The organism is Nocardia sp. NBC_01499, from assembly GCF_045040275.1.
Taxonomy (GTDB): Bacteria; Actinomycetota; Actinomycetes; order Mycobacteriales; family Mycobacteriaceae; genus Nocardia.
Genome location: NZ_CP109426.1, coordinates 4,365,916 through 4,390,423, shown reverse-complemented (window position 1 = coordinate 4,390,423; position 24,508 = coordinate 4,365,916). Strand labels below are relative to the sequence as shown.

Annotated in this window: 21 protein-coding genes; 13 read left to right on the top strand and 8 right to left on the bottom strand. The window is 67.2% G+C overall.

What is annotated here, in order from left to right; translation table 11 throughout:
- Positions 1-2: 2 nt before the first annotated feature.
- The 3 genes from OG203_RS20280 to OG203_RS20270 all read right to left on the bottom strand — a co-directional run bounded on the left by OG203_RS20280 (position 3) and on the right by OG203_RS20270 (position 3,670).
- Entirely contained in the window at positions 3-1,226 is a 1,224-nt protein-coding gene (locus tag OG203_RS20280; protein ID WP_405167204.1) for a hypothetical protein, read from the bottom strand.
- On the bottom strand, positions 1,223-2,428 hold the full coding sequence (locus OG203_RS20275; RefSeq protein WP_405167203.1) for a hypothetical protein: 1,206 nt from the start codon (positions 2,426-2,428) through the stop codon (positions 1,223-1,225). The genes OG203_RS20280 and OG203_RS20275 overlap by 4 nt, the downstream gene beginning before the upstream one ends.
- Before the next feature lie 81 nt (positions 2,429-2,509).
- Positions 2,510-3,670, bottom strand: coding sequence for a hypothetical protein (locus OG203_RS20270; RefSeq protein ID WP_405167202.1), 1,161 nt, complete (start codon positions 3,668-3,670; stop codon positions 2,510-2,512).
- A gap of 188 nt (positions 3,671-3,858) precedes the next feature.
- Here OG203_RS20270 and OG203_RS20265 point away from each other — a divergent pair, with 188 nt between their 5' ends.
- Positions 3,859-5,136, top strand: a complete 1,278-nt coding sequence (locus OG203_RS20265) for an FHA domain-containing protein (RefSeq protein WP_405167201.1) — start codon at positions 3,859-3,861, stop codon at positions 5,134-5,136.
- Between the two features lie 7 nt (positions 5,137-5,143).
- Here OG203_RS20265 and OG203_RS20260 read toward each other — a convergent pair whose 3' ends face one another.
- A complete protein-coding gene (locus OG203_RS20260) occupies positions 5,144-6,592 on the bottom strand; it encodes a metallopeptidase (protein ID WP_405167200.1) in 1,449 nt (482 codons plus the stop codon).
- A 107-nt stretch (positions 6,593-6,699) separates the two neighbouring features.
- On the opposite strand from OG203_RS20260, the gene OG203_RS20255 reads away from it, so the two are divergent.
- The 5 genes from OG203_RS20255 to glmM all read left to right on the top strand — a co-directional run bounded on the left by OG203_RS20255 (position 6,700) and on the right by glmM (position 13,715).
- Complete coding sequence (locus tag OG203_RS20255) at positions 6,700-9,171, top strand: FHA domain-containing protein (RefSeq protein ID WP_405167199.1); 2,472 nt, start codon at positions 6,700-6,702, stop codon at positions 9,169-9,171.
- A 76-nt stretch (positions 9,172-9,247) separates the two neighbouring features.
- Positions 9,248-11,017 carry a hypothetical protein gene (locus OG203_RS20250; RefSeq protein WP_405167198.1) on the top strand — a complete coding sequence of 590 codons (1,770 nt, stop codon included), beginning with the start codon at positions 9,248-9,250 and terminating at the stop codon, positions 11,015-11,017.
- A gap of 159 nt (positions 11,018-11,176) precedes the next feature.
- Positions 11,177-11,620, top strand: a complete 444-nt coding sequence (gene rplM, locus OG203_RS20245; RefSeq protein WP_218474021.1) for a 50S ribosomal protein L13 — start codon at positions 11,177-11,179, stop codon at positions 11,618-11,620.
- A complete protein-coding gene (gene rpsI, locus OG203_RS20240) occupies positions 11,617-12,132 on the top strand; it encodes a 30S ribosomal protein S9 (RefSeq protein ID WP_405167197.1) in 516 nt (171 codons plus the stop codon). The genes rplM and rpsI overlap by 4 nt, the downstream gene beginning before the upstream one ends.
- A gap of 206 nt (positions 12,133-12,338) precedes the next feature.
- Positions 12,339-13,715, top strand: a complete 1,377-nt coding sequence (gene glmM / locus OG203_RS20235; RefSeq protein ID WP_405167196.1) for a phosphoglucosamine mutase — start codon at positions 12,339-12,341, stop codon at positions 13,713-13,715.
- A 52-nt stretch (positions 13,716-13,767) separates the two neighbouring features.
- Here glmM and OG203_RS20230 read toward each other — a convergent pair whose 3' ends face one another.
- Entirely contained in the window at positions 13,768-15,423 is a 1,656-nt protein-coding gene (locus tag OG203_RS20230) for an ABC-F family ATP-binding cassette domain-containing protein (protein WP_405167195.1), read from the bottom strand.
- A gap of 257 nt (positions 15,424-15,680) precedes the next feature.
- On the opposite strand from OG203_RS20230, the gene OG203_RS20225 reads away from it, so the two are divergent.
- The 5 genes from OG203_RS20225 to OG203_RS20205 all read left to right on the top strand — a co-directional run bounded on the left by OG203_RS20225 (position 15,681) and on the right by OG203_RS20205 (position 19,107).
- The gene (locus OG203_RS20225; protein ID WP_357386371.1) at positions 15,681-15,872 is read left to right on the top strand and encodes a PspC domain-containing protein; all 192 of its coding nucleotides are present in this window, start codon (positions 15,681-15,683) and stop codon (positions 15,870-15,872) included.
- Positions 15,873-15,978: 106 nt separating this feature from the next.
- Positions 15,979-16,287: a DUF6802 family protein gene (locus OG203_RS20220; RefSeq protein ID WP_405167194.1), complete on the top strand. Its 309-nt coding sequence runs from the start codon at positions 15,979-15,981 to the stop codon at positions 16,285-16,287.
- Between the two features lie 243 nt (positions 16,288-16,530).
- Positions 16,531-16,755: a hypothetical protein gene (locus tag OG203_RS20215; RefSeq protein WP_405167193.1), complete on the top strand. Its 225-nt coding sequence runs from the start codon at positions 16,531-16,533 to the stop codon at positions 16,753-16,755.
- Between the two features lie 11 nt (positions 16,756-16,766).
- Positions 16,767-18,608, top strand: coding sequence for a hypothetical protein (locus OG203_RS20210; RefSeq protein ID WP_405167192.1), 1,842 nt, complete (start codon positions 16,767-16,769; stop codon positions 18,606-18,608).
- A gap of 151 nt (positions 18,609-18,759) precedes the next feature.
- Complete coding sequence (locus tag OG203_RS20205) at positions 18,760-19,107, top strand: hypothetical protein (RefSeq protein ID WP_405167191.1); 348 nt, start codon at positions 18,760-18,762, stop codon at positions 19,105-19,107.
- 4 nt (positions 19,108-19,111) lie between these two features.
- Here OG203_RS20205 and OG203_RS20200 read toward each other — a convergent pair whose 3' ends face one another.
- Positions 19,112-19,969 (bottom strand): dienelactone hydrolase family protein, encoded by an 858-nt coding sequence (locus tag OG203_RS20200; RefSeq protein ID WP_405167190.1) that lies wholly within the window; start codon positions 19,967-19,969, stop codon positions 19,112-19,114.
- A 36-nt stretch (positions 19,970-20,005) separates the two neighbouring features.
- Between OG203_RS20200 and glmS the strand changes: the two genes are divergently transcribed.
- The gene (glmS, locus tag OG203_RS20195; protein ID WP_405167189.1) at positions 20,006-21,889 is read left to right on the top strand and encodes a glutamine--fructose-6-phosphate transaminase (isomerizing); all 1,884 of its coding nucleotides are present in this window, start codon (positions 20,006-20,008) and stop codon (positions 21,887-21,889) included.
- A 253-nt stretch (positions 21,890-22,142) separates the two neighbouring features.
- Here glmS and OG203_RS20190 read toward each other — a convergent pair whose 3' ends face one another.
- Positions 22,143-23,342: an MFS transporter gene (locus OG203_RS20190; RefSeq protein ID WP_405167188.1), complete on the bottom strand. Its 1,200-nt coding sequence runs from the start codon at positions 23,340-23,342 to the stop codon at positions 22,143-22,145.
- A gap of 137 nt (positions 23,343-23,479) precedes the next feature.
- Here OG203_RS20190 and OG203_RS20185 point away from each other — a divergent pair, with 137 nt between their 5' ends.
- Entirely contained in the window at positions 23,480-23,971 is a 492-nt protein-coding gene (locus OG203_RS20185) for a MarR family winged helix-turn-helix transcriptional regulator (RefSeq protein ID WP_405167187.1), read from the top strand.
- Positions 23,972-23,981: 10 nt separating this feature from the next.
- On the opposite strand, the gene OG203_RS20180 is transcribed toward OG203_RS20185, so the two are convergent.
- Positions 23,982-24,410 (bottom strand): cupredoxin family copper-binding protein, encoded by a 429-nt coding sequence (locus tag OG203_RS20180; RefSeq protein ID WP_405167186.1) that lies wholly within the window; start codon positions 24,408-24,410, stop codon positions 23,982-23,984.
- Positions 24,411-24,508 lie beyond the last annotated feature (98 nt).

The window sequence follows — 24,508 nt, the reverse complement described above, 5'->3', positions numbered from 1 at the left end:
CATTACCGGCTGTTCGCGAAGATTGCGTACTGGGCCGCGGCGCGTTGCTGCACGTCGAGCAGCTGGTTTCCGGTCACGAATCCCGCGTATTGGCGATAGGCGACGACGCAGGTGAATCGTGCCATAGTGGCGTCGAACGGGTCGCGTTTGTTCTCGACGCAGGCCGAATCAGGCACATTCGGTGGGGCATCGGCATCGTGCGCTACCGGCGCTGGGGTCAGTCGTTCGGTGACAATCTTCTTCGCGGCGGCCGAGTCAGGTGTGCGGGCAACGATCGTGCCGTCGGAAACGGCGAATCGGTCCGCGTTCATCGCGCTGAAACGCTGCTTCGCGATACTCAGGTCAGGGGCATATTGGACGATGCCGCGCAAACCGTAGAGCGCCTGACTGCCGATTGCCGGAGTTTCGAACTTGCTCGGATTCAATGCGCGGCTCAGCAGATGGTCGGCGTCCCACGGCAAATGGAATACTTCTTCGTCGGTCAGCGGCTTCAGCTGGTCGAGCACGGGAAGCTGTGCGTCATAGGTCTTTTCGGCCAGTGCGGTGAGTGCGTTGAGGTCCGGTGCGTTGGTGGAGACGAGAAGGGCGACGACGTAGGGTCCGTGTGCGAGGGTGGTGCGCAGGAACGGCGCGTCCGGGCGCCAATGGGCGTGGGCTGAGCTGTATTTCGGCAGGGGAACCGGCTGGTTGTGTTCGCGGTTGGCGTTCAGATCCGCGTCATAGAATTCGGTCGCGGCCGCCGCTGCCCGCTCGGTGTCGGGAAACTGCATGACCATCGTCGAGATCGTCGTCGTGTCCTGCTGTGTCTTGATCGGCCAGGCGGAGGGAACGATCGACGTCCGCTGATCGAAACCGGTTGTCTTGAAACCGAACAGCAATTTGTTCCGCTCGACGATCGGCTTCATCTCCGCTTCGGCGCCGAGTTCGCCTGGCAGCAGTCCGGGTGATATCTCGAAAGGCAGTTGGCCGTATTTCAGGTTCGGGTCTATTTCGTAGGGCGGCAATACGTAGTCCGACAACCGCATTGCGGCGATGTGTGGCATGTCTATGAAACCAGGCTGATAGTCGTCGTCGTGCGCGTTGAGCGGCTCGGTGGGGTAGGACCCGGTGTCGAGCTTGCGAATGTCGACCTCGGCGGGCTGCGACGTGCCGGACACGGCGGATCCACAGGCGGTGACGCCCGCCGCGAGCAGGACGGCGAACGGCAGCACGAACGCGCGCCTCATCGGGTATTCACCAGCAACGCGTACTCGGCCGAAATCCGCTGCTGCGCGTCCAATAACTGCGGTGACGCGGAGAACGCGGCGTAGCGGTCATAGGCCACCGAACAGTAGAAACGGATCGCCATCATTTCCCGTCCGATGTATTCGTGACAGTCGGCGGCAGGAAGGTTCGCCGGGGCGGCGGCACTCTTGAATCGCTTGGTGAGGCCGCCGATGGCCTTCTGCAGTGCCGCGGCAGCGGTGGCGTCGCGGGCTCGGTACAGGTCGACGCCGTTCGTCGCGTACCTGTCCGCGCCCGCCTTCTCGATGTCGCCGAGGGTGCCGGGTGGGTCATTGACGAAATGGAGCGCGGTGCGGCCGTTGTACGCGCCGGGCGGATTGAGCCACGAGTCTTCCTTGGGCCGCGCGATGGTGCGGTTGAGCATGCCGTCCATGTCGATCTGCAGGCTCATGAGTTGGTCGGGTGGGGTCGGGCTGAACTTGGCGATGGACGGAACCACCGTGTCGAGGCTCTGCTGGACCAGCGCGACCATTGGGGGCAGGTCGACCTTCTCCAGGTAGACCTTCAGGTAGTCATAGATCCACGTGTAGACGACGAATTTGCCGGTGGCATACCAGGATCCGATCGACTGCTGGTCCGGTTGCCAATGAGCATGCGCCGCAGGGTATTTCGGTATCGGCACGGCGGTGTTGCGATCGCTGGCCTCGTGGTCGACCCGTTCCAGCGCCGCGGCGGCGTCGGTGGCCTTCTGCTCGTCCGGGAAGATCATGACGGCGTTCATCAGATCGATGCCCTTGGTGTCGGCATCGGTGCGGCCATAGCTCTGGAACCCGGCGACGAAATCCGGTGCGGCCTCGGCGAACCGGTCGACGGCCATGATCTTGCCGAGGGCGAACTTCGGATCGGTGAATACCGTGGCGACAAACGGATTGCCGTGCGCGAACCGAGGGTCGATATCCAGCGGTGCTGGCACGAAATTGCCGAGCCGTTCCGCCTCGATTATCCGGGCCTGCTCGAGGCTTTTCACCGTGCCCAATTGGCGCGGTGCGGCATCGTAATTCCCTATATCGAGCTTACTCAGATCGATGGCAGCGGCCGCGGCCTGCTCATCCGACCCGCAGCCGCCGCTGACGAACACCAGTGCCGCCATCACCAGGGCATACACCGTCCGGTGCGGCAGCGAGTTCGCGCGCAGCTGCAACATCCTCCCCTAACGGCTGTGGTTCCCGCGGAATCCTACGTCACCACCTGCCTCGGCACCCGGCCACAACGTGCGGGGCCGACCTCACAGACTGTTCGCGAGCAGCGCGTACTCGGCGGCCACTTTCTGTCGGACATCCGGTTCTTTGTCGCTGGTCACGACACCGACATAACGTTTGTACGAGACGTAGCACCGGAACTTGTATTCGCGGTCCGGGTTGCCCGTTCCGTTGAGCTGCAGGCATTTGGCGTCGGGGACGTCCTTCGGCGCTGGCAGCGAATCATAGTGTGCGCCTTCGCTGTCCATCAGGCCGTCGTCCAGTTTCCGGGCGGCGGCGGTATCTCTCGCGCGTGCGACGTAACTGTCGTCGGCGACGGCTTGACGGTCGACGCCCGCGTCATCGACAAGGCGCAGGTGCGCGGATTCGTCCTCGGCGCGATTCACCATGTGGTGCGGGCCGAAGATGGCGAAGGTGGCGGCGTCGGGGGTGCGGTTGTTGCGGTCGCTGACGGCGACGCGGGCGAGCAGTCCCTCGGGATCGACCTTCAGGTCTTTGATCTGGTCCTGCGGCGTCGCCTGGAACTTGTCCAGCTGGGGGACCTCGGCGGCGAGGGTTTTGTCGACCCAGCCGACCAGGTCGGCGCTGTCGGCGGTCGGGCGCTGGATGAACAGGGAGATGACGAATTCCTTGTAGGCCATGAAGGTGCCGACGGTGGGAATGCCTGGGCGCCAATGGATATAGGCGTCCGGGTACGCGGTCGATGGCAGCTTACGGTTGTCCGGCGAGATGGCGATGTCGACGTCCTCCAGCTCGCGGGCGGCGAGTTTCGCGGTCGCCGGGTCCGGGAAGCGGAACACCGCGTCGGTGACCGCGGTGGCGTTGGGCGCTGGGTTGGTCTGTCCGGCCGGGTCGGGCTGGTCGGCGCCGCTGGCGGCATAGCCGGTGATCAGCTTGCGGTTGTCGAAGATCGGCTTGGAGGTCTTGGCGACGAAATCGAGCGCCTGGTCGGCGTCGGCCACCACGGTGCTGCCACGGCCGACCCCGAGCGACGGATCGATCTGCACGGTCGGGACCACCGCGTCGGACATGCGCATGCCCTCGAGCAGCGCGGCTTTGTCGCCGGGGTCCTGGTTGTACTGGTGGCGGTCGACCGCGTAGGTCCCGACTTCTAGCTGGCGGACATCGATTTCGCCCGCGGTGGCGGTGCCATGTAGACCGCCGCAGCCGGTTAATAGACCAGTCAATGCGATACACGATGCGGTGAGCGCGATACGCGATGTCCGAACCATGACGGGTCCTCGTTTCTTCACGTGCTGCCACTGAAGTTATCGGACGGACGCCTGAGAGGGGGTCGATAGTTGTGGGATTGCAATACCCTTGTTCGTGTGACGACGACCCGGCACCGCGCGCTCGGTAGAGGCCGATTCCTTTGATGGATCGGCAGGTCGAGGTCGTCGTCGGTGGTCACGCGGTGGCCCGCGTCGCGGGGGCGGTCGTGGTTGTCGCGCATCGCGGACAGGGCAGGCCGACACCGGATTCGCCCGCCATGCTCGCCTTGGCATCGTTGGCCGAGGTGGTGCGCGAGGCGATCGAGTCGGAGCCGAAGGGGGCGGGGGTGCTGGTTGCTCGCCAGGCCACCCGGTGGTTGATGAAGCATGCCGAGCGGATCAGTCCGGGGGAGCCGATCGATTTCGGCATTCTGTCCGTCGCGGAAAACGGTGGGGTGGCGATCTTTCTGCACGGCGCGGTGACGGCGGTGCTGGCCGGGGACGGCACGGTCGAGCGATGGCGGGGCGGTGACGCGGCGTTCACCGTCGACCGGGTTGCTGGCGTGCCAGCGCGGGCCGTCGCGTTGTTCGTCGACGACGCGAAGGGCCGCATCCCCGAGCTACCCGCGCAGCGCGGCATCGGCTGGCTGGTCGAGGGCATCGCGCAGGCGGGCGGCGCGATCGTCTGGTCCGACGAGGCGCGGACCATGGCACTGTCGGGGCTGCCGCGCGAGGGAACGCATCGGCGCGACGACGAGGAACGGTTGCCGACCGCGCGCATCGACCAGGACCCGCCGCGAGAACCGGAGCCGCACACCGGAAGTCAGGCATCCACCGCCACCCATGGACCCGGCGGCGATCCACAGCACGCGCAGACCGAGTTGAGCGGCACCACTCCGGCGCCACCGCCGGATCCGGAGTTGCAGCGCCGATTGGAAGCGACCGCCAAGGCCACCGCGCTCACCGTCAAGGTGATGGGATTCAAGTGCGCCAGAGCGCATCCCAGCGATCCGCGCGCGGCGTTCTGCACGGTGTGCGGCATGCCGGTTGACCAGACCCAGGCGTTGATCGAGGTGATCCGCCCGCCGCTCGGCATGCTTGTCCTCGACGACGGCATGACCTACGTGCTCGCCGCGGACGCCGTGATCGGGCGCGACCCAGAACATTCCGACGCCGCGCACCGCGGCCTGGTCCCGCTGCGCGTCGAAGACTCCTCCGGTGGCATGTCCCGCGCGCACGCCGAGATCCACCTGCTGAATTGGGATGTGACCGTGGTGGATCGCGGCTCGACCAACGGCACCCGCACCCGCCTGCCCGGCTACCGCGACTGGATTCGCCTGGCCCCCAACCAATCCATGGTCCTCGTCCCCGGCGCCGAGGTCATGCTCGGCAACCGTGTCCTGCGCTTCGAGCTCACCGCCCCACCGCCGTTCGGCGGCTAGCGACCGACTACGAATACCGTGACGTGCAGGTCTTTTCGCCATTGATCACGCCGGCGCGGAACGCGTCGACACGGGCGAAGCCGCTGCGCACGGTGTCGCCCTTGACGTCGCTTGCGGCCAAACCATCGGTGAGCAGGCCGGACACCGCCTCATCGAGATCGCCTGCGGCAAGGCCGATATCGCCCTGCGAGGTTGGCCGGTTCGGCGCCGCGAGCTTGCCGGTGACCACGCCGGCCAGGCAGGCCGCGCGCAGGCCGGTCTTGGGGCCGATGAGCTGTTGGCCGTGGTTCTTCTGCACCGCGAGGGTGTATCGGGAAATGAAGACGATGTAGCCGTTGTAGTCACCCGTCACCTTCAACGGCAACGGATCGTCGACATCCCAGTTCGAGGTGCCGCGCTGGGCCAGCGACGGAATGTCGGTGCCGATGGTGTTGGTATCGGGGCAATAGCTGACCGGTTCGGTGACGACGCCGTTGGGGCAGTTGATCTTCGCGCCGGAGTAGTCATAGGTCGGCGAGGGCTTGGTCGGCAGCAGCGCGCCGAGCGCCTTGCTGAGTTCGATCAGGGTGTCCTTGTTGATCTCGTATTCGCCGCGGCCGGTGTCACCGTTGAAGTCCTTCGGCAAAGCGCCGCGCCGCTGGTTGATCTCGGCCATGTCGATGCGCTTGCACCCCTTGGCGCCATCGGTGAAACCGGCCTGCACCGCGGTGACGCGTTCGAAGGCCGAGCCGTGCACGCTCTCCGGATCGCTCGGGTCGGAGTCGCGGATGGCGACGGTGGCGGCGAGCACGTTGTTGAGGCCGTCGGAGGTATTGATGGTGAAGTGCTTGGATTTGCCCTCGGCGACCGAGCGCATGAAAGCGCCTGCGAAGCAGTCGGCCTGCTGTTCCTTGACGATCACCGGGTCTTTGGCGCCGACGAGCCTCGCCATGGTCTGCACCGCGTGCCCGTATTCGTGCGCGAGCACCATGACAACGGCCATCTGGCCGAAGGTGTCGGTCATGGCGGGCAGCAGCACGGAGCGGTCCCAGCCGATGGAGTTGTCCAACCGGCAGTAGGCGGCGTTCACCAGGTGAAAGGTGGTCTCCTTACAGAATTCACGCGCATCGCTGCGTGGCGCCTTCGCGCTCCAGGACAGCAGGGTGTCGACCGGCTTGAAATCGCCGCTCTGGAATTCCTTGCCGAATTCGGCATGCCAGTAGGTCTGGATATCGTCAACGGCGTTGAGGGCCAGGGTGTCTTCGGGGCCGCCGTCGCCATTGGTGGCCTTGAGGGGGCTGTTCTCGACACCGGCCCTCGGGCCGCTCGGACCGCTGGTAGTTGGCAGTCCCGCGACCTTGAACGGGTCGTCATAGATGGAGACGGCACGGCCGTCGACCAGCTTGGTGCAGCCCGCGACCAGCACCACAACGATCAGGACGGCGGTAATGATCGCCGTCGCACGGATTTTCGACAAAGCTCCCCCTAGTCGACCGGTATCGCGTTCACAATCGTCGCCGGATCGGGGCAAAAGGCGCGTCGGGGGCACCGCCGATGTCCGGGTGATGGAATAGTATCGCCCGCATGTCTTCACCGGGGGCGCAGACCATCACCGTGCGCCATGATGGGAACGAACGAGTATTCGATTCGAGCCAGCAGGTCACCATGGGCCGTGCACCGGAGGTGACGCTTTTCGTCGACAGCCCGCTGGTTTCGCGGGTACACGCGACGCTCGCTTGGCAGGGTAGCGCCTGGGTGTTGACCGACAACGGAAGCACGAACGGCGTGTTCGTCGACGCGCGCAGACTGACCCAGGCGGTATCGATCGATCGGCCGACGCAGGTGCGTCTCGGTGACGCGATCAGCGGACCGTTGCTCCATCTCTTGCCCGCGAATCCGCAGCCCCCGCAGCGGCCTTCGGTGCGGCCACCCCAGTCGGGACAGCCGCCGATGTCGGCGCAGCGGCCCGCCCAGCAGTTCCAGCGCCCGGCGTATCAACCGCCGCAGGACGCGCAGCCGCAGGTCAATGTCAACCTGACCACCCGGGCCGACACCTCGAACATGCCGCCGGTGCGCACGCGGGCGTCCACCGCGGCGATCGCGCGGGGCGACCGCCTGCCCGCCGGCGGTTTGACGATCGGGCGCACCACCGACAACCAGATCGTCGTCAACGATCCGCTGGCCTCGCGCAAGCACGCGCGTCTCGTTGCCGCCACCGACGGACTGACCATCGAGGACCTCGGCTCCGCGAACGGCACCTTCGTCAACGGCCATCGTCAGCAGCGGTCGGTGCTGCGCGAGCGCGACATCATCACCATCGGCAATATCGACTTCGTTGTCCAGCAGGGCACTTTGGTCCTTCGGCAGAAGCCGGTGGCCGAGCAGGGCCTCGCGGTGCACGGGGTCGGGTTCACCGTCGAGGGCAACAAGCAGCTGCTCGTCGATGTCAATATGCAGGCAAGCCGGGGCACGCTGACCGCGTTGATCGGTCCGTCCGGCGCCGGCAAGTCGACGCTGTCCAGGTTGATCGCGGGCACCACCCGTCCGTCCGGCGGTGTGGTCACCTTCGAGGGCCGCAACCTGCACGCCGAGTACGAGGCGCTGCGCTCCCGGATCGGCATGGTGCCGCAGGACGATGTGCTGCACCGGCAGCTCACCGTGCGTCAGGCGCTCGGCTACGCGGCCGAGCTGCGGCTGCCGCCGGACAACAGCAGGGCCGACCGTCAGCAGGTGATCGACGGTGTGCTGAAAGAGCTTTCGCTGACCGAGCACGCCGACACCAGGGTGGACCGGCTCTCCGGCGGCCAGCGCAAACGCGCGTCGGTCGCGCTGGAACTGCTCACCGGACCCTCGTTGCTGATCCTGGACGAGCCGACCTCGGGCCTCGACCCGGCGCTTGACCGCCAGGTGATGGTGATGCTGCGCGAGCTGGCCGACGCGGGCCGCGTGGTGATCGTGGTGACCCACTCCATCGCGCACCTGGACATGTGCGACCAGGTGCTGCTGCTCGCGCCCGGCGGCAAGACGGCCTACTGCGGCAACCCGGCCGGTGTCGGCAACGCGCTCGGCACCACCGATTGGGCCGAGATCTTCGCCAACGTGGCCGCCAACCCGGATCAGGCGTTCGCCGCCTACCGATCCAGGCAGGCGTTCGCGCCGCCCCCACCACCGCCACCCCAGCAATACGGGTCAGCGGGCTCGCCACCGCAATCCAGTGGCGGCAAACAGTTCTCGACGCTGTCGCGCAGGCAGATCCGGCTGATCCTGGCCGACCGCGGCTATCTATCGTTCCTGGTGATCCTGCCGTTCATCCTCGGCGCGCTGTCGCTGGTGGTGCCAGGCAAGGACGGTTTCCAGCGCGGCGCGCTGAAAGCGTTGCCGGACGGCACCTTTGTGCCAACCGGCGGCGGCGAGACCCAGCAGCTACTCGTGGTGCTCATCCTCGGCGCCTGCTTCATGGGGTCCACGCTCACCGTGCGTGACCTGGTCGGCGAGCGCACCATCTTCCAGCGCGAACGCGCGGTCGGGCTGCTGCCGTCGGCGTATCTGTCGGCGAAGGTCGCGGTGTTCAGTATCACCGCGCTGCTGCAGTCGGCGGTGCTGGTCGGCATCGTGCTCGCCGGCAAGAAACGGCCGGACGAGGGGGCGGTGCTCGGCTCAGGCAGCGGGGAGCTGTACATCGACATCGCGTTGACCGCGGTGTGCTGTGTCGTTGTCGGCCTGCTGCTTTCGTCGGTGGCGAAGTCGAACGAGCAGGTGATGCCGCTGCTCGTGGTCGCCATCATGGTCCAGCTGGTGATGGCGGGCGGGTTGATCCCGGTCACCGGCCGGGTGGTGCTCGAGCAGGTGTCCTGGTTGTTCCCGGCGCGCTGGGGCTATGCGGCCGGTGCGTCGACGGTGAACATTCGTGAGGTGTTCCCCAACGCGCAGCCCGACACGTTGTGGCAGCACACGGCGGGCATCTGGGCCTTGGACGTCGGCGCGCTGCTGCTGATCACCGCGGTGCTCGCCGTTCTCACCTGGCGGCGATTGCGACTGAAGTCGTCGGTGGCGTGATGGGCGACCGAATTTCGGGCCACTACCGGGGGCTCCGGACAACAGCAAGCATCTCGGCCGCACAGCAGGCACACTTATGCCTGTGACGGTGCGAGTAGGGGCGGTACATCTCGGCTGGGATGTGGTGTCCGTGGCCGCGGGTGGTGGTGGCACACCGATCCGCCCGGTTCAGGTGGAAGGTATGTGGACACCGCCGGCGTATCTGCTGGCGGATTCGTCGGGGCGGTTGCACACCGCCGGGGTGGACCGGCAGCGGCCGGACCTCGGCATGGCGATCGCCGACGTGCGCGACATCCTCGGCCACCCACAGATCGTGGTCGCCGGGGCGACCTGGCCGGCGGAACTGGTGTTCCGGGCCAGGATGTACAACCCGCTTGCCGCGATCGGTAAGCATCTGCGCGGCAAGCCGGACATCGTCGCGCTGCCGTTCCCGGACGGCTGGCCGGACGAGAAGGTCGAGGTGTACGCCGCGCTGGTGGAACAGCTCGATGTGACCGTCGAGCCGCTGCCGGAGAGCGTCGCGTTGTCGGGGTATGTGCGCGCGCTCGGGTTGGTGCACCCGCCGGACCAGGCCAGGCCGCACGGCATCGGCGCGACCGGCGTGTACTCCGACGGCCGGACCGTGCTCGTCGTCGCGGTGCACGGCGACGACGAACAACCGACCGAATCGGTCGACGTGCCGGTGACCATGGAGTCCATGCGCGACGCCAGGTCCGCCGACAACGTGGTGATCGAGGTGATGGCCGCGGCCCGCTCGATCGGCGCGGACACCTCGACGGTGCTGCTGTCGGGCAACGTGTGCTTCAACGACGCGCTGCGGCTTGCCTTCCAGAACCACCTCGGCCACCGGCTACAGGTCGCCGACCATCCGATGCACGCGCTCGTGCTCGGGGCGGCACACCTGCTGGTGACCGATACCGAGGCGGCCGAGCCGGAACCGTCGGGTCGGCATGCCGAGCCAGCGCAGCCGAGGGTCGACCCGACACAGTTCCAGGACCCGGGGCCGCAGTACCGCGACCCGGCCGGGCACTACCGGGCCGAATCCGCGCCGCAGCAGGCCGCACCCGGACAGCGTCAAGCGGGGGCAGCGCACCGGCAGGCCGAATCGGCGCAGCGCCAAGCGGAGTCGTCACAGCGCCGAACGGACGTGCCACAACCCCACATGGATCCGTCCCCGCCGCGAACGGCGTCGCCTGTGCAGTACGGGCCCGGCTATCCGACGCAGGGCGAGGAACCGACGACCAGGATCACCCGCGACGAGGTGCCTCGGCTCCCGCCGAATCTCGCCGAGCGCTTCACCCGGCCGCCGGGTCAGTACCCCGAGGAACAGGGTGGCCCCGGCAGCTCGCCGCAGAGCGGGCCGCCGCCCGGCCAGACGTCCGGCGCGCGGCAGTATCAGGCACCGCAGTCCGACACCGAATCCGGGCGACACGGGTGGCGCGAGCCCGAGTCCGAGGACGACGACGAGGACCGGCCCCGCAAGGGGAAGCTCTGGAACAAGATGAAGGACAACCTGTTCGGGGCGCACACGGTGGTCGGCGCGCTGGCGCTGGCGGTGGTCGCGCTGCCGTCCGGCGGTGATCGCGTCGAGCTGACCGCGGCCGAGGTGACCATGACGGCGGCACCGTCGACCGCGGCCGATCCGATCGCCTGCCCGCTGACGCCGTATGTGACCAACGAGGTCCGTCCCGGCATCTCGTCCGCGCACGGGAACTCGGCGGGCGGCGGGCGCAACGACCGGGGGACCGCGGACGCCGACTGCAAGCCGCCCGGCATGGACACCCTGCGTTACCTGCTGCCCGGCCCCCGTCGAGCCATCGATCCAGGGCCGCCGATCGAGATCTGACTCGATTTCTGCTCGGCCGATACGGGCTGGTAGTGTGGCTCGTTGGCGTATGGACGGCCGGGCAACCGGTCGTGCAATCGAATCCCGGGTCTCCACCGGCCGCCGGGAGCTTCGACCACATGCCTGGCCGGCAACACCGACTACAGACAGGGAAGCACTGTGCCTACGTACAGCCCCAAGGCGGGTGACGTGACCCGCAAGTGGTACGTCATCGACGCCACTGACGTAGTGCTCGGCCGTCTCGCCGTTCAAGCAGCGAACCTGCTGCGTGGCAAGACGAAGCCGACCTACGCACCGAACTTCGACGGTGGCGATTTCGTCATCATCATCAACGCCGACAAGGTTGCCATCAGCGGCAACAAGAAGGCGGACAAGCTGATCCACCACCACAGCGGGCACCCGGGCGGCCTCAAGTCGCGCACTGTCGGTCAGGTGTTGGAGAGCCGTCCGGATCGGCTCGTGGAGAAGGCCGTCAAGGGCATGATCCCGAAGAACAAGCTCGGCAACGCGATCGCGGGCAAGCTGAAGGTCTACGCAGGCCCGAACCACCCGCACGCCGCTCAGCAGCCCATTCCATTCGAGATCAAGCAGGTGGCCCAGTGACCGCTCCTGAGGAATTCAACGAGGAAGCCGTCGTCGAGGAATTCGACGCCGCCGAGGTTGTCGAGGACGGCGAAGGCTACGAAGAGGCCGAGGTCGCTGTCGAGACCTTCGCTCCCGTCGTGATCGACCGCCCGGTGCAGACCGTCGGCCGTCGTAAGGAAGCCGTCGTTCGCGTGCGCATGGTGCCGGGCTCCGGCAACTTCGTGCTCAACGGCCGCACCATCGAGGACTACTTCCCGAACAAGGTGCACCAGCAGCTGGTCAAGTCGCCGCTGGTGACCGTCGAGCGGGCCGAGAGCTTCGACATCGTCGCCCTGCTGCACGGTGGCGGCCCGTCGGGACAGGCCGGCGCCCTGCGTCTTGCCATCGCCCGCGCGCTGATCGAGGTCACCCCGGACGACCGTCCCGCCCTGAAGCGGGCCGGCTTCCTGACGCGTGACCCGCGTGCCGTCGAGCGTAAGAAGTACGGTCTGAAGAAGGCGCGCAAGGCGCCGCAGTACTCGAAGCGCTGATTTTGGCTTCGCCGACCACCGTCATCCGGCACCCTGGTGCTGGGGGCGGTACGGTCGGCGGGCAACCTGTACGAGAGCAGGCTTCCAGCAACGGCTGGTCGCCTGCTCTCGTGCTGTATCAAGCCGCGGCGTTTCGGGTGCCCTTCGTGGCAACAGAGGCAGTCGCCTTCGGGCGTGCCGCGGATCCACCGATGAGGGGCTGAGGTATGGGACGTTTGTTCGGCACCGACGGAATCCGTGGGCTGGCCAACGAGTCGTTGAGTCCGGAACTGGCGCTGCGTGTTTCGGGTGCGGCCGCCCAGATTTTGAGCAGTGGCAAGGAGCGTCCCCTCGCGGTCGTCGGCCGCGATCCGAGGGCAAGCGGTGAGATGCTGGAGGCCGCGGTCACCGCGGGGCTCACCGCCGCCGGGGTGAACGTGCTCCAGGTCGGCGTGCTGCCGACCCCCGCTGTCGCCTACCTCACCGGCCTTTACGACGCGTGCTTCGGCGTGATGATCTCCGCCTCGCACAATCCCATGCCGGACAACGGCATCAAGATCTTCGCCGCGGGCGGGCACAAGCTCGACGACGCCATCGAGGACCGCATCGAGGCGCTGCTCGCCGAGGATGTCGGGGTGCGACCGACCGGCCGAGGCATCGGGCGCGTCGTCAACGCGTCCGGCGCGCGCGACCACGGGCAGGTCATCCCGGACCAGTACAGCGTCGCTGGCACCCATGAGCGGTATGTCGAGCACCTGGTCGAGGCGACCGCGCAGGACCTGTCCGGGCTGACCGTAGTGGTCGATTGCGCGCACGGCGCGGCCGCCGAGGTCGGGCCCGCCGCGTTCCGCGAGGCGGGCGCGACGGTGATCGCGATCAACGCCGAACCGGACGGCCTCAATATCAACGATGGTTGCGGCTCAACGCATTTGGCGACCGTGCAGCAGGCGGTGCGCGAGCACGGCGCCGATCTGGGGCTTGCCCTGGATGGTGACGCCGACCGGTGTCTCGCGGCCGACGCGGACGGCAATGTCGTCGACGGCGATGCCATCCTGGCGATCCTCGCCCTCGATATGTACGAGGCCGGTGAGCTGGCGAAGAACACCCTCGTCGGCACCGTGATGAGCAACCTCGGCCTGCACATCGCCATGCGCGAGGCCGGAATCACCTTGCTCACCACCGCCGTTGGTGACCGTTATGTGCTCGAGGAACTTCGTCGCGGCGGCTACACGCTGGGCGGTGAACAGTCCGGGCACGTCATCTTCCCGAAGTTCGGCACCACCGGCGACGGCGTCCTCACCGGCCTGAAACTGATGGCGCGGATGGCTCGAACCCGGCGCGGCCTCGCCGACCTGGCCGCCGTATTGCACACGGTGCCACAGGTTTTGGTGAACGTGCCGGTCAGCGACAAGTCGCTGGTCGCGGCGGCACCCGAAATCCGCGACGCGGTGCTGGAAGCCGAACGGATCCTCGGTGACTCCGGCCGAGTCCTGCTGCGCCCCAGCGGAACCGAGCAACTGGTTCGGGTGATGGTCGAAGCCACCGATCCGGCGCAGGCCAGGCAGCTGGCCGATGATCTCGCCAAGCGCGTCGCCTCGGTCTGAGCCGGTAATCCGCTGAGCGAGTGGTAACCGCCGAAGCTCGGTGTGCCGCTCGTCAGGTGGTCTCGGTGAGCTTGCCGAAGTCCATGTGCCAGCGGCGGGTGGCCTCGACGGTGTCCAGCATCCGGCGGTCGTGGGTGACCAGCAGCAGTGTGCCGGTGAAGGATTCGACGGCCTGCTCGAGTTGTTCGATGGCTGGCAGGTCTAGATGGTTGGTCGGTTCGTCGAGGACGAGCAGGTTCACGCCGCGGGCCTGCAGCAGCGCGAGGGCCGCGCGGGTGCGTTCACCGGGGGACAGGGTTTCGCAGGCGCGCAACGCATGTGAGCCGCGCAGGCCGAACTTGGCGAGCAGCGTGCGGACTTCGGCGTCCGGCCAGTCCGGCATCTGCGCGCCGAAAGTGTCGGCCAGCGAGGTGGATCCACGGAACAGGCCGCGCGCCTGATCGACCTCGCCGATCTCGACGCCGGCGCCGAGCGTGGCGGATCCGTTGTCCGGCTTGATCTTTCCAAGGAGCAGCGCGAGCAGCGTTGACTTGCCGGAGCCGTTCGCGCCGGTCAACACGATCCGGTCGGCCCAGTCGACCTGGACGGTGATCGGGCCGAGGGTGAAATCGCCCTGGGTGAGCGTCGCGTCGGACAGCGTGGCAACCACCGATCCGCTGCGCGGCGCGTTGCCGATGGTCATCCGCAGCTCCCACTCCTTGCGCGGCTCCTCCACCGCGTCGAGGCGTTCGATGCGGCGCTGCGTCTGTCGAGCCTTGGCGGCCTGCTTCTCGGTGGACTCGGCGCGCATCTTGCGGCCCGCCTTGTCCGAGTCGACCTTCTTCGGGTCGCGCGCCTTGCGGCGGGCGTTGCGTACGCCGTGTTCGAGCCAGTTGCGCTGCATCTGCGCCCGCGCCTCCAGGCCAGCCTTGGTGTCGGCGAACTCCTCGTAGGCCTCGCGCGCGTGCTGGCGGGCGATCTCGCGTTCCATCAGATACGCCTCGTAGCCGCCGTCGTAGATCCCGACCTGCTGCTGCGCCAGATCCAGCTCGACGATCCGATTCACGGTGCGCGCCAAGAACTCTCGGTCGTGACTGATCACCACCAGCGGCACCCGGACACCGGCGACGAACTGTTCAAGCCGGGCCAGGCCGTCCAGGTCGAGGTCGTTCGTCGGCTCGTCGAGCAGCAGGATGTCGAAGCGCGACAACAACACCGAGGCAAGTCCCGCGCGTGCGGCCTGGCCGCCGGACAGGCCCGTCATCGGGGTGTAGAGGCCGTTGGGCAGGCTGGCGATCAGGCCGAGATCGGCGGCTACCTCCGCGGCGCGCTGGTCGAGATCCGCGCCGCCGAGTGCGAGCCAGCGCTCCAGTGCGGGCGAGTACTCGTCCTCGCCGCCGTCGGCGATGCGCTCGGCGGCGGCGTCCATCGTCCGCTGGGCCTCGGCGACACCCGTTCGGCGACCGAGGAATTCGAGGACCGTCTCGCCGGGCACCCGCTCTGGTTCCTGCGCGAGGTAGCCGACGGTGGCGTCGGGCGGGCTCAGCGTGATGCTGCCGGTCGGGGTGTGCCGGTCGGCGAGCATGCGAAGCAGCGTCGACTTGCCCGCGCCGTTCGCGCCGACCAGGCCGATCACGTCACCCGGCGCCAGGGTGAGATCGAGGTCCTCGAACAGGGTGCGTTCGCCGTGCCCTGCGGACAGCCCGCGCGCATGCAGAGTGGTACTCACGACTCCGCCTCGCTGACGCTCGGCTCCGTCGCGCGCACAGGCACGCTGTATTTTCGGTTCGCTCGCTGACGCTCCCTCACGTCCATAAGTCTGCCGTGTTCGAGTAGCCCACCCCGCACCCGGTCGGCGACTCGGGGTCACACCCTGAACCAGGGTTGTAGGAAATCAGGGTCGGCATAGCTCCCGGGACCGATGTGTCGCGGCGGGTGGCTCGGCAGAGTGGAGTTCGAAGAGATCATCACCAGAGAGGGAAGACCATGACCGCACCCACCCGCCGTTTCACCCGCTCCACCCACGACAAGTGGATCGCCGGCGTCTGTGGCGGCATCGCCGAATATCTCGGCTGGAATGCCAATGTCGTTCGCCTGCTTTTCGTGCTTTCCTGCCTGTTGCCGGGCCCACAGTTCATCATCTACCTGGTGTTGTGGCTGCTGATGCCGAAGAAGTAACGCCCAGGGGGCTGCGTCGGACACCCGTGGATGTCAGGATGGAGCGATACGCGCTTTTGTCCGGTAGCCGGACGAACAGCACCACGAGTCCTGCTGAGGAGGAGTAATGATCACCTCGGGTGAATTGCCGGGTCTGGAACTACCCGGCATCGACGCGTCCTCGTCGCTGGACGGTCTCGGTGCCATCGAACTGCACCACCCGACCCAGGACATCGACGGTGACGGCACGCTCGACACCATCACCACCAACGGCGGCGACGCCATGCAGGTCTGGACCGACTACGACCACGACGGTCTCGCGGACCACGTCACGGTCGTCGAACACGACGGCGACTACGCCGCGTGGGAATTCCACCGGCATCCCGACGGGTCCTCGGAGTGGGTGCGCACCGACCACGGGAAGATCGGCACCTAGGTCCGTCGGCGTGGGGGTTGGCACAATCCCCGCGGATTCGATGGAACCGAACGTCGGCGAGGCGCGTCGAAGAAAGTATGGGACGCCCGGCGCCGACGTCAGTCCGGGGAGATCGTGCGAAGCGAGGACGGAGGGGGTCGCGTGGCCGGATCCGAGTTGGTGGGCGTCAAGACTGGGGAGTTGGGGCGACTTGGTAACGACCTGAGCACATCCGGACAGACCGTTCGGAATCGTGCGAAGGACGTGGCCGACAACACGTTCGGTCCGGCCGATGCCGGTGCGAACTACGCCGATCAGGGGCGGCAGATTCAGGCCGGGCTCGACACGATCTACAAGTGGCTCGGGAACTGGTCGGAGGCGACGCTGGCGACGGGCGATGTGGTGGGGGCCGCGGTGGTGAAGTACTCGAACACCGACCAAGAGACATCGTTCGATATCGCGAAGCTCGACCACGGCTCTAAGACATAGCGGGCGCCGTCATGACTTTCGATGTCCCCGCATCCGCGCCCGTCGCCGAGTATCTGAATATCGGCTCCCGGAGCCTGCTGTACTTCGAGAAGTTCGAACCGCGGTTCAAGCGTGCATTCGGTGATGTCGCGGGTGTGCCGACCTACCAGCAGTTGCACAAGCGGTTTTACGAGCAGAACGGAATGAACGAGGAGAAGCTGCGCAACGTTGCGGCGAAACTCCAGGTGGTGTTGCAGGATGCGGGCTCCCAGCTGGACGTGCAGCGCGGACAGGTGCGAGCGCTCTGGGGTTGTTGGGAAGGTGCGGCTGCCGAGGCAGCAACCACCATGCTGACCCAGCAGGTCGATCAGGCGGCGGCGGATTGGAAGGCCGCGGGGGAGGCCTGGAAGGCGATCGCCGCGGCGGGGGATGGGTTGCGGTCCGCAGTCAAGATCAAAGCGGACGTGGTGCGCTACATCCTGGAGAACGGCGAAACTATCAAGATTGCCGATAAGTCTCCCGAAGACATCGATGACATCATTTCCGGTACGAGTATCGCGGTCAGCAATGGTTGGCAGGACGATAGCTTGCTCAGCAAGCTCGGTCGAATCTTTCCGGATCTGACCGGAGGATCTGATGCCTGGGCCGCGCGGAATATCCTGGGGATTCTGCCAGGATCGGACTATCAGCAGCATATTCAGGCACGTTGTCAGCATTGGCTGGACAACGTGTTCAAACCCGACTACCTGGCCAAGGTGCAGAAGTTCACCGACGCGTGCGACCTGACCGATGGGGCGGTCAAGCAGGTCTACGCCCCGATCGTCAGTGCGCTGAGCCAAGTTTCGGTTGCGCCGTACCCGCGTCCGACAGGGGTTCCGGCGCCTGACAAGCCGAAGGACGATGGCACGCCGAAGGACCCCGGGGTGCCCGCACCGCCCGGAAGTCCGTCAACGCCAACTGTTCCGGCGGGTACCGCGCCGACACCGTCGACGCCAACTGTTCCGGCGAGTACCGCGCCGACACCGTCGATGCCGAGTAGTCCATCCACGCCCGCGACACCTACTGTTCCGGCGAGCACGGTGCCGACGCCGAGTACGCCCTCGACGCCGACGGTCCCGAATACCTCGTCGCTGGCGGGGTTACCGGCGCTCAGTCAAGTGGCGAGTCAGTTGTCGCCGTTGACATCCGGGATCGGTCAGGCGGTCGAGTCCGGGATCAGTTCGCTGTCCGGGATGGTCAAGGATGGCGTCGACAATGCGGTGAAGACGGTCGAGGGGCTGATCGATCCGACGCCGGTCGACAAGGACGGTGACGGGAAGCCGGACGGCAAGCCCGTGGCCGAATTCGATGTCGCCGGTAAGCATTTGAAGTTCGAGATGGGGCCGGACGGTCAACTGAAGCTGATGATGTCGGAGGGTGACGGGAAGACTCAGGAGTTCAGCGTGCGGCTGGACGAGCACGGGATGCCGGTCATCGATGTGCACGAGCCGAAGGACGACTCGCCTGGCGAGAAGCCGAAGGGTGACGCGTCGCACGATGAAAAGCCGTCATCCGTGACGCACGGTGACAAGCCGTCGCCCGCGTCGCCTGGGGACAAGTCGTCGCCAACGACATCCGGTGACAAGCCGTCGCCGACGGACTCCACCGCGCCCCCCGCGGACAAGCCGGTCGAGAAACCGCACGCCACCGAGGAGAACACTGGCCAACCGAACGCCAGGGTCGGCACCTCGCCGCCCGTGCGGCGGGAAGAAGACGGCGAACACAAGTCCAAACACATGCCAGGAGAACAGAATCCGGACGCACCGTTCGACAGCGGTGCGGAGCTGGCCGAGGCAGGCCCGATGGGTGATTTGGCCGAGGCGGGCCCCCTGTGAGCACGCCGCGGTGTGCCGGCGGATCGGTAACCTAGGTGCGGTCGCGGCAGGGAGTACACGCCGTCGGCGCGGTCCGCTCGGCGAGCGGAGTCGAGTGTCGGCGGGGAGCCGCGAGCTGATGTCCACGTGCGGATCGGGGAGAATCGACATCGTGAGTTATGCCGAGGAGATCGAGCGCGTCGCCGAGGAATGCCGCCGCCGCTCGGCACTGCTACTCGACGAGCTCGAGCAGATCAACCAGCGGACCGCGGACACCAGCCGCGAACTCGCCGAAGCGTCCGCCACCGAGATGCGCGAATTCTGGTCGGAGCACGCCGACGAACTGGCCAAGGCGCGCGCCGAAGCCGAAGAACGAGAGCGGCTCGAAACAGAGGCCCGCGAGCAGCGCGAAGCCATCGCCCGCTCCATCGCCGCCCGCAAAGCCAACCGCGACGTCCTCCCGGTCGACCAGGAAGACGAAGAAGCCGCCTTCTACCAACGCGAAACCTGGCTGATCTAACCCGCTATCGGCGGAGGAGCCCGGCGAGCTGGCCGATCTTCAACTTGGGGGCCGGCTTGTCTTCCTTGGCCTCCGGGTCGACGACCACCGTGTGCGGGATGTCCGCCTCGGGGTCGGCGAAGGGCAGGTAGGTCTTGTCACCGGCAACGGTGGCGAGCAGGTAGCCCGCGAGCAGGGCGCGGGTGGTGCGTGCGGTCTTGGATTCGTGCTTGCCCGCGCCGAAGGCGGCCAGCACGCGGCGACCCTCGATGATGCCGTTGTGTGAGGCGCCGTCGATCGCCCGGAACACCGAGGGCCCGCCCCACGCGGTGGCGAGCGGGATGGCGTTGGAGCTGACCGAGGCGAGATCGGTGGCACCGGCCAGGATCAGCGCGGGCGTGTCGAGGTCGGGTGCGATGGTCTCGGCCGACGGTGCCGTCGGCGCCGGGAACAGCGCGGCTACCGCGGCGACCTGACGCTGGGTCGCGGCGATGACCGCGGCACCGGCACCCATGCCATGGCCGACCAGCGCGAGCCGGTCCGGGTGCACGCTGATCGTTCCGTCACCGAGCCGGACACCCGTGCAGATATCCACAGTGGTGAGCAGATCGGTGGCAAGGCCGAGATGTGACGGGATCGGGCCGCGCTCGGTATCCGGCGCGGCGGCGACGAAGCCCCAGGACGCTAGGTGCTCGAGTAGGCCTCGATAGTTGGCGGCGCCGGTCAGCCAGCCGTGCCCGAAGGCGACGGCGGGCAGGTTGAGCCCCGATTCGGGCGTGAATACCACCCCCGGCTGCCCGGCGATGGCCAAATTGCCGCGCAGCACCCGATGGGGGCCGCGGCTGGTCAGGGTGCTCAGGAGCGATTTCACAGACGCCGACACGACGAGAACGTTATCCGATAAGTACTCTGGTGAGCCATGTGCGGAATCGTGGGGTACGTCGGATACCGGGACGCGCTCGGCGTTGTCGTTGACGCGTTGCGCCGCATGGAATATCGCGGCTACGACTCCGCGGGTGTGGCGATCGTGGACGGCGCTGGTGCGTTGGCAGTGGAACGCAAGGCGGGCAAGCTGGCGAATCTCGAGGCCGAGCTCGCCGAAATCGGGGTGGCGCGGTTCGCGGGCGCCACCGGAATGGGACATACGCGCTGGGCGACGCACGGCGCGCCGACCGACCGCAACGCGCACCCGCATCGTGACGACAGCGGCAAGGTCGCCGTCGTGCACAACGGGATCATCGAGAACTTCGCCCCGCTGCGCCGGGAGCTGGAGGACGCGGGCGTCGAGCTGCACAGCGACACCGACACCGAGGTCGCGGTGCACCTGGTGGCTCGCGCCTACGCCGAGGGACCGACGGCGGGTGATTTCGCGGCGAGCGCGCTCGCGGTGGTTCGCCGGCTGGAAGGCGCGTTCACGCTGGTCTTCACCCATGCCGATCAGCCGGACATGATCTTCGCGGCGCGTCGCTCGACACCGCTAGTTGTCGGCGTCGGCAAGGGTGAGATGTTCATCGCCTCCGACGTCACGGCGTTCATCGAGCACACCCGCGAGGCAGTCGAGCTCGGCCAGGACCAAGCGGTGGTGATCACCGCCGACAGCTACACGGTCACCGATTTCGCGGGCGACGACGCGACCGCGCGCACCCGCCCGTTCACCATCGACTGGGATCTGGCCGCCGCCGAGAAGGGCGGCCACGACTACTTCATGCTCAAGGAGATCGAGGAGCAGCCCGCCGCGGTCGCGGACACGCTGATCGGGCATTTCAGCGTGGACTCCGACGGCGCGGGCCGGATCGTGCTCGACGAGCAGCGCCTCGCCGACCAGGAACTGCGCGACTTCGACAAGGTCTTCGTGGTCGCCTGCGGCAGCGCCTACCACTCCGGGCTGCTTGCCAAGTACGCGATCGAACACTGGACCCGGCTGCCCGTCGAGGTGGAGCTGGCCAGCGAATTCCGTTACCGCGACCCGGTTTTGGATCGTTCGACGCTGGTCGTGGCGATCTCGCAGTCCGGCGAGACGGCCGACACGCTCGAGGCGGTGCGCCACGCCAAGGAGCAGAAGGCGCGCGTGCTCGCGATCTGCAATACCAATGGCGCGCAGATTCCGCGTGAGTCCGACGCGGTGCTCTACACCAGGGCGGGGCCGGAGATCGGCGTTGCCTCCACCAAGGCGTTCCTGGCCCAGGTGACCGCGAATTACCTGGTCGGGCTGGCCTTGGCGCAGGCGCGCGGCACCAAGTACCCGGACGAGGTCGCCCGCGAGTTCGCCGAACTCGAGGCGATGCCGAAGCTGGTGGAACGGGTGCTGGAGACGGCGCCGCAGGTGCGGGCGATCGCGCGCGAGCTTGCGCACGTGTCGACCGTGCTGTTCCTCGGCCGTCACGTCGGTTACCCGGTGGCGCTGGAGGGTGCGCTCAAGCTCAAGGAGCTGGCGTACATGCACGCCGAGGGTTTCGCGGCGGGCGAGCTCAAGCACGGCCCGATCGCGCTGATCGAAGAGGGCCTGCCGGTGATCGTGGTGATGCCGTCGCCCAAGGGCCGTGCGGTGCTGCACTCCAAGCTGCTCAGCAACATTCGCGAGATCCAGGCCCGCGGCGCGCGCACCATCGTGATCGCCGAGGAGGGCGACGACACGGTCCGCCCGTTCGCCGACGACCTCATCGAGATCCCAACGGCCCCAACGCTGTACCAGCCGCTGCTCTCGACGGTCCCGTTGCAGATCTTCGCCGCCGAAGTAGCCCAGGCCCGAGGCTACGACGTAGACAAGCCCCGCAACCTGGCCAAATCCGTCACCGTCGAATAACCCATCACTCGCCGAACACCCCGAATCGCTCAGCGATCCGGGGTGTTCGCGTCGAGGGCCCTACCCGTCGAACGGGACATAGCGGCGCGGAAGTGCGAGTAATCCCGCCACCATGTCCCGTTCGACGATGAAGGGATCGTCGAACGGGACATGGTGGCGGGGAAGTGCGAGTGGGGCCGCCGTGGTGTCCCGTTCGGCGCTTCAGCCTGATCTCGGTGCTACCGAGTGGGACATAGTGGCGGGGGACGGGCGGTCAGGGGTGGGCGGCTGCTATTGCGGGCTCGGTTGGGGCAGTGTGGGGTTGGGGGGTTGCGCGGCGTTCTAGGGCGCCGGACCAGACGGCCAGGGCCAGCGCGACCAGCACGAGGACTACGCCGACCCAGTTGGGGGCGGTGTAGCCGAAGCCAGCGGCGATGACCAGGCCGCCGAGCCAGGCGGAGAGGGCGTTGCCGAGGTTGAAGGCGCCGATATTGACGGCGGAGGCCAAAGTCGGTGCGCCGGAGGCATGGTCGAGCACGCGCTTCTGCAGGGGTGGGACGGTGGCGAAGCCGAGGGCGCCGATCAGCACGATGGTGATCGCGGCGGCGATCTTGTTGTGCGCGGTGACGGTGAACAGCGCGAGCACCACGGCCAGCCCGCCGAGGGACAGGTAGAGCATCGGCATCAGGTGGCGGTCGGCGAACTTGCCGCCGATCAGGTTGCCCGCGAAGAAGCCGACGCCGAACAGCACGAGCAGCCAGGTGACCGAGCTCTCCGCGAAGCCGGTGACCTCGGTCATCATCGGCGCGAGATAGGTGATCGCGGCGAAGACGCCGCCGAAGCCGAGCACGGTCATCGCCATCGCGAGCAGCACCTGTGGGTTGCGGAAGACGGCGAGCTCGGTGCGCAGCCTGGCGTCCCGCGGTGCAGGCTGTTCCGGGACAAGCAGGGCGATGCCGACCAGGCCGATCAGGCCGATGAGCGCCACGATCAGGAAGGTGAGCCGCCAGCCGAATTGCTGGCCGAGCAGGGTGCCGAACGGCACGCCGACCATGGTGGCGACGGTCAGTCCGGTGAACATGATCGCGATGGCACCGGCTCGCTTGTCCGGGCGAACCACGGCGCCCGCGACGACCGCGCCGATGCCGAAGAACGCGCCGTGCGCCAGTGCGGCGACGATCCGTCCGGTCAGCATCAGGCCGAAAGTGGGTGCGACAGCGGACAATACGTTGCCCGCGACCAGGAGCAGCAGCATGCCGAGCAACATCCGCTTGCGCGAGACCCGGGTGCCGAGCCCGGTCATCAGCGGCGCGCCGACCACCACGCCGAGCGCGTACCCGGTGACGAGCAGCCCTGCGGTGGGGATGGACACCGCGTAGGTGTCGGCGATGTCGGGGAGCAACCCGACGACGACGAATTCGGTGGTGCCGATTCCGAATGCCCCGAGCGTCAGGGCGAGGAGTGCGAGCGGCATGGGGAGAGCCTCCACGTTAAGTTGCGCCTGATCCTTACGGGCGTCAACAATAATTGCAGACGCGTGTTAATTGCAAGCGCGGTCTATTGCGGTAGTCATCTATCCTGGAGAGACAATCCCTACGCGGAAGGAACGCGATGACCGCGGATGCCGCCCTGACCGGCCTGGCCGATGGCTGGTACGCACTGTCGCTGCTGCACGATCGGATCGAGGCGCACATCGAACGTGCCCTACAAAACGGTCACGACCTGAGCGTCCGCGAGTACTCGCTGCTGGTCGTGCTCAGCCGCCAGCACGACGGGCCTGGCGGGCACCTGCGGATGAACCAGGTCGCCGAGGCCGTCGTGCTGAGCCAGAGCGCTACGACCCGCCTCGTCACCCGTCTAGAGGACCGCGGCCTACTTCAGCGTTATCTGTGCCCCGACGACCGTCGCGGCATCTACACCGACGTCACCGCGCCGGGCCTGACCCTCTTGGCGCAGGCTCGCCCCACGCACGACGCCGCTCTCTCCAGCGCGCTTGGCCAAGCTGCCGCCGACCCCGAGCTGGCACCCCTGGTGGCGGCCGTCGAAGCCCTCAACACCAGTTCCGCGCGCAGCTCGCGTACGCGCCAATATCGGCCGGTCTGAACGGGTCCGGCTACTGGACGGTGACGGTGCCGCGCATTTCCGGGTGCAGCGAGCACAGGTAGCGGTAGGTGCCCGCGACGGTGAAGGTGTAGCTCCAGTCGCCCTTGTCGATGATGGGGCTGTTGAGGCCCATGGCCTTGTCGCCGATGCCCTGCACGGTGTGCGGAGCCTTGTCGGAGAAGTGCCAGGTGACGGTGTCGCCGATCTTGACGGTGACGTCGGCGGGGGCGAACTTCATGTTGTTCACATCGACGGTGATGGCGGCGGGCTTGGTGTCGCCCGTCGGTTGGGGCGTCGTGGTGGTCGGATGCGGGTGCTTCGTGGTCGTCGCGGCGGCGCCGGAATCGCTACCACCGCACCCGGCGACCAACAGTGCCGCTGCCAGCACGAATCCGGTAACCACCGGGGTGGACCTTGCACGGGGCTTGACCATAGGCATGATCGCCAAGCGTAGTCTGCTGTCGTTGCGGGCTTGTGTGGCACTATCGGCGCCCCGGGGCCGCGCAGTGATGCTCGAGCAGTACCGAAGTGGAGGAT

Bases quoted from the DNA above. Each gene is read 5' to 3' on its own strand.
- OG203_RS20280 (WP_405167204.1), bottom strand. From the start codon at position 1,226: ATGAGGCGCGCGTTCGTGCTGCCGTTCGCCGTCCTGCTCGCGGCGGGC.
- OG203_RS20275 (WP_405167203.1), bottom strand. From the start codon at position 2,428: ATGTTGCAGCTGCGCGCGAACTCGCTGCCGCACCGGACGGTGTATGCC.
- OG203_RS20265 (WP_405167201.1), top strand. From the start codon at position 3,859: ATGGATCGGCAGGTCGAGGTCGTCGTCGGTGGTCACGCGGTGGCCCGC.
- OG203_RS20255 (WP_405167199.1), top strand. From the start codon at position 6,700: ATGTCTTCACCGGGGGCGCAGACCATCACCGTGCGCCATGATGGGAAC.
- OG203_RS20250 (WP_405167198.1), top strand. From the start codon at position 9,248: ATGCCTGTGACGGTGCGAGTAGGGGCGGTACATCTCGGCTGGGATGTG.
- glmM (WP_405167196.1), top strand. From the start codon at position 12,339: ATGGGACGTTTGTTCGGCACCGACGGAATCCGTGGGCTGGCCAACGAG.
- OG203_RS20225 (WP_357386371.1), top strand. From the start codon at position 15,681: ATGACCGCACCCACCCGCCGTTTCACCCGCTCCACCCACGACAAGTGG.
- OG203_RS20220 (WP_405167194.1), top strand. From the start codon at position 15,979: ATGATCACCTCGGGTGAATTGCCGGGTCTGGAACTACCCGGCATCGAC.
- OG203_RS20210 (WP_405167192.1), top strand. From the start codon at position 16,767: ATGACTTTCGATGTCCCCGCATCCGCGCCCGTCGCCGAGTATCTGAAT.
- glmS (WP_405167189.1), top strand. From the start codon at position 20,006: ATGTGCGGAATCGTGGGGTACGTCGGATACCGGGACGCGCTCGGCGTT.
- OG203_RS20190 (WP_405167188.1), bottom strand. From the start codon at position 23,342: ATGCCGCTCGCACTCCTCGCCCTGACGCTCGGGGCATTCGGAATCGGC.
- OG203_RS20185 (WP_405167187.1), top strand. From the start codon at position 23,480: ATGACCGCGGATGCCGCCCTGACCGGCCTGGCCGATGGCTGGTACGCA.
- OG203_RS20180 (WP_405167186.1), bottom strand. From the start codon at position 24,410: ATGCCTATGGTCAAGCCCCGTGCAAGGTCCACCCCGGTGGTTACCGGA.